Source organism: Candidatus Frankia nodulisporulans, assembly GCF_902806475.1.
Lineage (GTDB): Bacteria > Actinomycetota > Actinomycetes > Frankiales > Frankiaceae > Frankia > Frankia umida.
This window is the reverse complement of record NZ_CADCWS010000208.1, coordinates 1-7,413: the sequence shown is the minus strand read 5'-3', so window position 1 is coordinate 7,413 and position 7,413 is coordinate 1. Positions and strand designations below refer to the sequence as shown.

Annotated in this window: 6 protein-coding genes and 1 pseudogene; 2 read left to right on the top strand and 5 right to left on the bottom strand. The window is 71.0% G+C overall.

Features of this window, described 5'->3' with window-relative positions:
• Positions 1-300 precede the first annotated feature (300 nt).
• Both G6R24_RS16155 and G6R24_RS22590 read left to right on the top strand, forming a co-directional pair.
• Positions 301-1,527 (top strand): MFS transporter, encoded by a 1,227-nt coding sequence (locus G6R24_RS16155; RefSeq protein ID WP_217465683.1) that lies wholly within the window; start codon positions 301-303, stop codon positions 1,525-1,527.
• Positions 1,524-1,676 carry a hypothetical protein gene (locus G6R24_RS22590; protein ID WP_217465684.1) on the top strand — a complete coding sequence of 51 codons (153 nt, stop codon included), beginning with the start codon at positions 1,524-1,526 and terminating at the stop codon, positions 1,674-1,676. Before G6R24_RS16155 ends, G6R24_RS22590 begins: the two co-directional genes overlap by 4 nt.
• Positions 1,677-1,710: 34 nt before the next feature.
• Here G6R24_RS22590 and G6R24_RS16150 read toward each other — a convergent pair whose 3' ends face one another.
• The 5 genes and pseudogenes from G6R24_RS16150 to G6R24_RS16130 all read right to left on the bottom strand — a co-directional run.
• Positions 1,711-2,766 (bottom strand): ABC transporter substrate-binding protein, encoded by a 1,056-nt coding sequence (locus G6R24_RS16150; RefSeq protein ID WP_163550071.1) that lies wholly within the window; start codon positions 2,764-2,766, stop codon positions 1,711-1,713.
• A 261-nt stretch (positions 2,767-3,027) separates the two neighbouring features.
• On the bottom strand, positions 3,028-4,458 hold the full coding sequence (locus tag G6R24_RS16145) for an FG-GAP repeat domain-containing protein (protein WP_163550070.1): 1,431 nt from the start codon (positions 4,456-4,458) through the stop codon (positions 3,028-3,030).
• Between the two features lie 99 nt (positions 4,459-4,557).
• On the bottom strand, positions 4,558-5,376 hold the full coding sequence (locus tag G6R24_RS16140) for a toll/interleukin-1 receptor domain-containing protein (RefSeq protein WP_163550069.1): 819 nt from the start codon (positions 5,374-5,376) through the stop codon (positions 4,558-4,560).
• Between the two features lie 118 nt (positions 5,377-5,494).
• On the bottom strand, positions 5,495-6,910 hold the full coding sequence (locus G6R24_RS16135) for an FAD-binding oxidoreductase (protein ID WP_163550068.1): 1,416 nt from the start codon (positions 6,908-6,910) through the stop codon (positions 5,495-5,497).
• A gap of 37 nt (positions 6,911-6,947) precedes the next feature.
• Positions 6,948-7,413: pseudogene (locus tag G6R24_RS16130) on the bottom strand (ABC transporter substrate-binding protein); the annotation flags it as partial.

Below are 7,413 nucleotides of genomic sequence, written 5' to 3'. Positions count from 1 at the left end.
CGCCGTGGGGGGCATATCGGACACGAACGCCCCCACTACGACCCGTTTTCACCTGGCACATCCGCGACCCCCGTCGCGGCCGTCGCAGAGCGTGACATTGGGCGCGGTGCTGTCGTGGCGGGGGAGCGCGGTGCTGTCGTGGCGGGGGAGCGCGGTGCTGTCGTGGCGGGGGAGCGGGAGTGGAGGTGGAGGTGGTTCGACGGATCACAGCACGGTGAATCGGCGGGTGTCACGCCGTCCGGTGCGGCTATCGTCTCAGATAGGAGATGGTGAATCTCATAATGTGAGAAGGTGGTGGCCGTGGGGCGCGGCATGGCACGCGGTTCGGGCCAGTCGGAGCCGGGCCAGTCGGAGCGGCCGGGGCCGGGGCCGTCGGATCCGGGGCGGCGGCGCTGGCTGATGCTGGTGCTGGGGACCGGATCGCAGACGGTGGCGTGTGCCTTCGTCTATGGCGTCCCGTATCTGGTGCCGCAGTTGCGGGACGGCGAGCGGCTGTCGCTGGCCCAGGCCGGGCTGGTCGTCGGTGCTCCGACGCTGGGGCTGGTCCTGGCGCTGGTCGGGTGGGGTGCGCTGGCCGACCGCTACGGCGAGCGGCTGGTGCTCGGCGGGGGTCTGCTGCTGTCGGCGCTGCTGTTGTGCGGGGTGCGGTTCACCCACGGGGCGGTGGCGCTCGGGGTGGTGTTCGTGCTGGCGGGGGCGGCGGGCGCGTCGGTGTTCGCGGCCAGCGGACGGGTGGTGATGGGCTGGTTCTCGCGCCGTGAGCGGGGCCTGGCGATGGGGGTCCGGCAGATCTCGACGCCGCTGGGGATGGGCATCGCCGCGCTGCTGGTGCCGCCGTTGGCCGAACGGTTCGGGCTACGGACCACGGTGCTGGTGCTCGCCGCGATGATGGCGGCGGTCGCCGTCACGGCGGGGCTGCTGGTCGTCGACCCGCCGCGTCCGGTGGCCACGGCCGCGGGCCCGGGCGGTGGACGGGCGGTGAACCCCTACCGTGGGGCGGTGCTGTGGCGCATCCACGGCGCGAGCGCGCTGCTGGTGTGGCCGCAGTTCACCATCAGCGCCTTCGGCCTGCTGTTCCTGGTGGACGTGCGGGGCTGGTCGGCCACGTCCGCCGGGCAGGTGATGGCGCTGGGGCAGGCGCTGGGGGCGGCGAGCCGGATCGGCACGGGCGTGTGGTCGGACCGGGTCGGCAGTCGGCTGCGGCCGATGCGCCAGCTGGCCGCGGCCACGGGGGTGCTGCTCGTGGCGCTGGGGCTGGCGGCGCTACGTCCGTCCGCGGTGAGTGATCTGTTGCTGGTGGCGGCCTGCGGGCTGACGGCGAGCACCAACGGCCTGTCCTTCACCGCCATCGCGGAACGGGCCGGGCCGGGCCGCTGTGGGCGGGCCGGGCGCTGGGGGTGCAGAACACCGGGCAGAACGTGGTCGGATCGCTGGCACCGGCAGCGGTCGGATGGCTGGTCGGCGCCACCGACTACACGGCCGGGTTCCTGCTGTCGGCGGCCCTGGCCGGGCTCGCCATCGGGGTGATCCCCGCGGGTTCCGCCGCGCCCGGCGCCGGCTGGGAGAGCGGCGGTGCCGACGAGGTGGCCGAGACCAGCGGCATCGCCGAGGCCGCCGCCGTTGATGCCGGCGCCGACGCTGACGTCGGAGTGGATGGTGCTGGTGTCGGGGCGTAGCGAACCGCCCTGACACCAGCACCGGCGGTGCTGCCTACGCGGGGTCCTGGGCGTTGACGATGCGGGTGGCCTGGTCATCGGTCAGGGTGAAATGCAGGAAGTCGCGGAAGAAGGACTTTGTCTCCGCGACGATGTCGAGATCGGTGAACAGTTCGGGGTGCAGGGTCTTCGCCGCCCACTGGATCTGCAGGGCTTCCTCGATGCCGTAACGGTCCCAGTGCCAGCCCCCGGTCGGGTTGATGTACGCCTTGTGGTTGCGCACGGCCGGCTGGTTGCTCCAGAACGGGTCCGTGGTCAGTTTCTCCAGGGTCTGCGCGCCGGTGTCGTTACCGGTGAACGCGCTGCTGGCCAGAATGATGACGTCCGGATTCCAGCTGGCGACGGCCTCCTTGGTCACCTGCCGGGCGTTGCCCTTGACCTCGGCGGCGTTACGACCACCGGCGGCGGTGATCCACTCGTCGATGATGCTGTTGGTGCCGTCGACGACCAGCGGGTTCAGCGAGTAGATGTGCAGCACCTTGGGCCGCTGGTCGGCCGCGATCGGCGTCGTCTTCGCCCGGACGGCGGCGAGTTTGCCGTCCAGATAGGTGTTGTAGCGCGCGGCCTGGGCCTTCGCCTCGGGTCCGAGAACATCCGCGGTGGTGTTGACGACCTTCTTCAACCCGTCAAAGGTCTGGAAGCTCAGTTGCAGGGTGGGAATGCCCACCTGGGACGTCTTCGAGCCGACCTGGGTGCCCGCGTTGTTGAACAACACGTCGGGACGGGTCTTCAGCAGCTCCTCGGTGTTCGCCGTCGTCGTGGTGAACACGGTCTTCGCCTGGCGGATCTTCGGGCTGATCGTGTAGAGCCACGGTACCGAGGCCGGCGTCAGCACCGTCGCGACGATCTTGTCGCCGCCGCCGAGCATCTGGACGACCTCGTTGTGCGCCGGCCACGAGTCGGCGATCCGGTTGACCACCCCGGGTACCCGCACCGCCGCACCCGTCGAGTCGGTCACCGTGTGTGGTGTCGCCGAGGTGGACGGGCTGGCCTGCGCACCGGCGCTCGCACCGTCGGTCGACCCGCCGCAGCCGGCGGCCACCAGTGCCATAACTCCCGTCAGCGCCGCCGCCACCAGCGCGCCGCGCCGCCGTCCCCGCCCCCGCCGTGGTCTCGGTGACCTCCCGCTCGCACCCTGTGCCCGCGCCCCGGACCGGCTGGCAGTACAACTCATCGACGTCTTCCTCCGCGTTGACGGGCGCGCGAAACAGAACCACGCGCCCATGTCGCGGCCGCCGGACCGGAGGCACACCGCTGGATGGTGCATCCGCACAATGCGGATGGCGCGGCCAGAGTATCGGCCAAACGCCCGCTACCAGGAGATATCCGGTGATCCGGGGTGTGCGTCACAGGTCGGGCGCCGCTGGCCCACACCCACCCCGGCCGGGAGGATGGAGACGGTGCTGCCGCGGCCGTTCGCGACGGCCAGATCGGTGCCACCGCGGCCGGTCAGATCGCCCTCCGCCAGCGAGGCCGGCGCGGGCCCCGCCGGGTAGATCCGCTGCGGCGCGAAACTGCTGTCGCCCCGACCCACGAGAACGGAGACGGTGGCGTTGCCGGCATTGGCGACAGCGAGGTCATCCACCCCATCCCCCGTGACATCACCCAGGGTCACCGAGGACGGTCCGGGGCCGGTCAGATAGGACCAGCCTGCCCCGAACGTGCCATGGCTGGTAGCCGGTAGGACGCTCACCGTGGCATCGCCGGCGTTGGTCACCAACAGGTCGGCCCGCGCGTCCCCGGTGACATCCCCGGTGCTCACCGAGGACGGCCCCGGCCCCGTCAGGTAGGGCCGCGGCGCCCCGAACCGACCGTCGCCGGCACCGGCGAGCACGACGACCGTGCCGTCCGCGACATTGGTCACCGCCAGATCGGACCAGTCGTCGTCGTTGAGACGGTCCACCGCCAGCGCGGACGGCCCTAGCCCGGCCGGCAGGAGCCGTGGCGGCCCGAACGTGCCATCACCACGGCCGAGCAGGACGGCCACCGTCCCGTCGAACTGATCGGAGACGGCCAGGTCAGCCGTCCCCCGCCCGGTCAGGTCACCGATGACCACACCGGACGGCCCTGATCCAGTCGGGTAGGCCACCGGCACGCCGAACGTTCCGTCCCCACGTCCGAGCAGCACCGTCACCGTGGCGTTGTACTGGTTGGACACGGCCAGATCCACCGTACCGTCGCCGTTGAGATCCCCGGTGGCCAGCCCGGACGGGCCAGGCCCGGTGGGATAGAGCTGCGGGGGCCCGAACGCGCCATGCCCGTCGGCGAGCAGCACCGCGACGGTCGCGTCGCCGAGGTTGACCGTGATGATGTCGGTCCGACCGTCACCACGCAGGTCGCCCAACGCCACCGACCCCGGCCCATGACCCGAAAACACCTCGAACGGCACCCCGAACATCCCCGCGCCCGCCGAGGCCGGGACGGACGCGGAAACGGAGGCGGTCACAGCGGCGGGTGCGGAGGCAGGTGCGCCGACGACGGTGAAGGCCGCGGCCGACAGCAGCGCGACCAGCGCGGACATCGCACGTCCGAGGTCGTCGCGCCACCAGCTGCCCACCTGGCCGATGGTGACCCGCCAGCCCGCGGCGGCGCCGCAGCGACACTCCACCGATCCGGACGATGGCAGATCGCTCGTCTGCTGGGACCTGCAAGTCGTGGTGAGAGCCGTGCCAGCCCGGGCGGTGACGACGTCGCGGGCGAGGTAAGCGTCTCGGAGGGCGGCGTCGAGGAACTGGTCGCTCATGGCGATGCTGACCTGGTTGGACTGCCAGCGATTCGCGAGACAGCAGGTCTACTTGCTCGACGAGGCGTATGAGAGCGCTACTGCGCAGATATGCCAGTCTCACTGGCCATCCGATGCCCTTCGCCTTCTGTGCGACCGCCGCGGCTCAGAGGGCAGTTTTTCGAGTTGGTTCAAGGTCCACTTGAGCCAGCTGGCGGCGGTGAGGGTGTGGGGGTGGTCGGGGCCGAGGGTGGCGCGTCGGCGGGTGTGGGTGTCTTCGAGCAGGGTGCGTGCCGCGCTGTGCTCACCCAGCCCGTTCAGGCTGAACCCGAGGTTGTGGGCGGTGGCGAGGGTGTGGGGGTGGTCGGGGCCGAGAGTCCGGCGTTGTTGATCGAGTACGTTCTCAAGGCCCTGGCGGTCGTGCGGGACGGCATCAGTGCCGGTGGGGAACGCTGGTTCGTGACTGGGCGTCGTGAGTCGGCGTACGGGGAAGCCGGGTGGGGTGGTGGGGTTGGCCCGTCCGGTGAGGGCGTGGCGGACGTGGTCGAGCAGGTGCCGGCTGGCTTTGTCGGCGTCCTGGTGGAACAGGTCGATGGAGACGACGGCGCCGAGCAGGCCCGGCCGTGGGCAGTCCTCCACGCGTACGGGTAGGAGTTTGCGTTCGAAGCCGTGGGGGTCGGCGGCCTGCGCGGCCTGCCATTCCGCCTGTCCGTAGATCGAGGTCAGGTAGGCGTGGGAGAGCACGGCGATGGTGCGCCGGGCGTGTTGGACGCCTTGTTGCATGCGGATCTGCCAGTTGGAGCCGGCGACGAAGTCCCATGCCTGGACGAGGACGCGGTAGTCGGCGTCTTCGAGCTGCCAGGAAATCCACTCCGCCCACTCGCGGTCTGCCGCCGTGTACGAGACGAAAAAATCCCAGCCCACAGCGGAACCGGTCATGTCGTGTGCGCTGCCCCCGCCTGCCACCCGATCAGTGTGCCACCGTCACACATCGCGGCAGACCCGCCCATGCCGACTATCCGGCGACGCCCATCGGCGTTTGTCCGAAGGCGGTGGTTCAGGGTCGTGGGGGTGGGAGTTTGCCGGGGTTGAGCAGGCCGTCGGGGTCGAAGCGGGCGGCGGCGGCGCGGACGGCGTCGAGGCGGCCGTGGTGCAGTTCCCAGGTGTGCGGGTCGTCGACGTGGACCTCGACGTCGGCGAGGCGTTCCATCCGGGCGTACAGGTCGTCGGGGCCGTCGTAGCGCAGGAACAGCATGCTCACCCAGTCGCGGCCGTGGTCGGTGCGGAATCCCTCCAGGTGGATGAGGGATTCGGGGGCGAGTGCGGCGACCTCGTCGCGGCGTCGGGTCAGGCCCGGGCCCATGCACTGCAGGTGAGTGAGTTCGGGGCGCAGTTTGCGCACACGGTAGGTGGTGTGGTTGTAGGACAGCGACGCGATGTGCGCGGGTCCTTTGGGGCGCACCGCGTCGACCCGTCCACCGTGGCGGCGCACCACGTCGGCGGCGGCGTCGACGCTCTCCTCGGTGACGATGCCGCGCAGGCTCACCCGGTCGGCGGGCAGCGCGTCGTCGAGGGGACGGTAGGTGGCGACGATGCCGGCCTCGTCCAGGGACAGCAGTCGTGGGGTGGGGGTCAGCTCGAACAGCTCCTCGCCGGCGGCCACCGCGCCGGACAGGGTGGGGAACGAGGTGAACAGGCCCGTCCAGCGGCGGGCCGGGCGCAGGGCCACCGTGGCGGTGGCCAGCACACCGCACACACCGAAACCGTGCGCGTGCACGGTGTTCTCCGGGTAGGGCACGGCCACCGGCGTCGCGTCGTCGGTGCAGGGGACGACGAGCAGGCTGCGCAGGTAGCCGTCCCAGATGGCGCCGTTGGCGATGCTGCCGGTGCCGCCCGAACCGCCGGCGATGAAACCGCCGATCGTGCTGCCCACGGTGGACGGCAGGATCGCGAGTTCCTGCCCGGGGGCCGCGGCGGCCTTCTCCATCAGGACGAACGAGGCGCCGGCTTCGGCGGTGAGCCAGCCGTCCTCGACGGTGAGGATGCGGCTGGCGGCGGAGGTGTCCAGGACCAGCCCGCCGTGCAGCGGGATGCCCTGGCCGTAGTTGCCGGTGCCCTGACCGCGCACGGTCACCGGCACCCGGTGGCGGTGCGCGGCCCCGACGGCGGCGGCGATCCCGCCTGCGTCGGCGGGCCGCACGACCAGGTCGGCGACCCCACCAGGTAGCAGCGGGGTGAGCACGGGACTCATGTGCGCCCAGTCGGCGGACGCCGACCGCCGGGACGCCTCGTCGCGGCGCACCGTGTCGGCGCCGCACCGGGCGGTGAGCTCGGCGGCGAGCGCGTCGAGTACCGCCGGGTCCAGGGGGGTGACGTCGGTGGGGAGGCGGGCCCGGTCGAAGCCGGGCAGCGCACGCCGCCCGGCCCCACCGTCGAGACCACCCCGCGATGCCGCGAGGGTCGAGTCCGACATCGTGGCGCTCCGCCTTCCGGTCGTGTCCGCTACGGGGTCAGGAACCCAGGCCGATCTTCGGGTCGACGAAGCTGCCGTCGGCCAGATCGGACGGCTTCAGATTGGCCGCGATCGGCTTGTTCTGCGCCTTGTAGATCGGGTCGAGGATCTCGATGAGCTTCTGCAGGCGGGCGTTGTCGAAGTCGCCGAGGGTGCTGTTCGCACCGTTGGAGATGATGCCGAGGGATTTCATCGTGGTCACCGCGTACTGGGCGACACCCTCGGTGTAGACCCAGCCGTTGTTGTACTTGTCGACCAGGTTCAGGATCAGCTTGTTCGTCGCGTCGGGGCTCGCCGCGAAGTCGACGATTCCCTGCTGCATGATCGGGATGAGCTTGGTCAGGCAGGGCTTCAGGGCGGCGAGCTTGTCCTTACGCACACCGATGGCCTGCTGGTAGAAGTTGAAGCCCGCGTCCGCGATCAGCTGGTACTTCAGTGGCTTGTTCCAGGGTAACTGGTCAGGT

Coding starts and splice junctions, on each gene's coding strand:
- G6R24_RS16150 (WP_163550071.1), bottom strand. CDS start 2,766: ATGGCACTGGTGGCCGCCGGCTGCGGCGGGTCGACCGACGGTGCGAGC.
- G6R24_RS16145 (WP_163550070.1), bottom strand. CDS start 4,458: ATGAGCGACCAGTTCCTCGACGCCGCCCTCCGAGACGCTTACCTCGCC.
- G6R24_RS16140 (WP_163550069.1), bottom strand. CDS start 5,376: ATGACCGGTTCCGCTGTGGGCTGGGATTTTTTCGTCTCGTACACGGCG.
- G6R24_RS16135 (WP_163550068.1), bottom strand. CDS start 6,910: ATGTCGGACTCGACCCTCGCGGCATCGCGGGGTGGTCTCGACGGTGGG.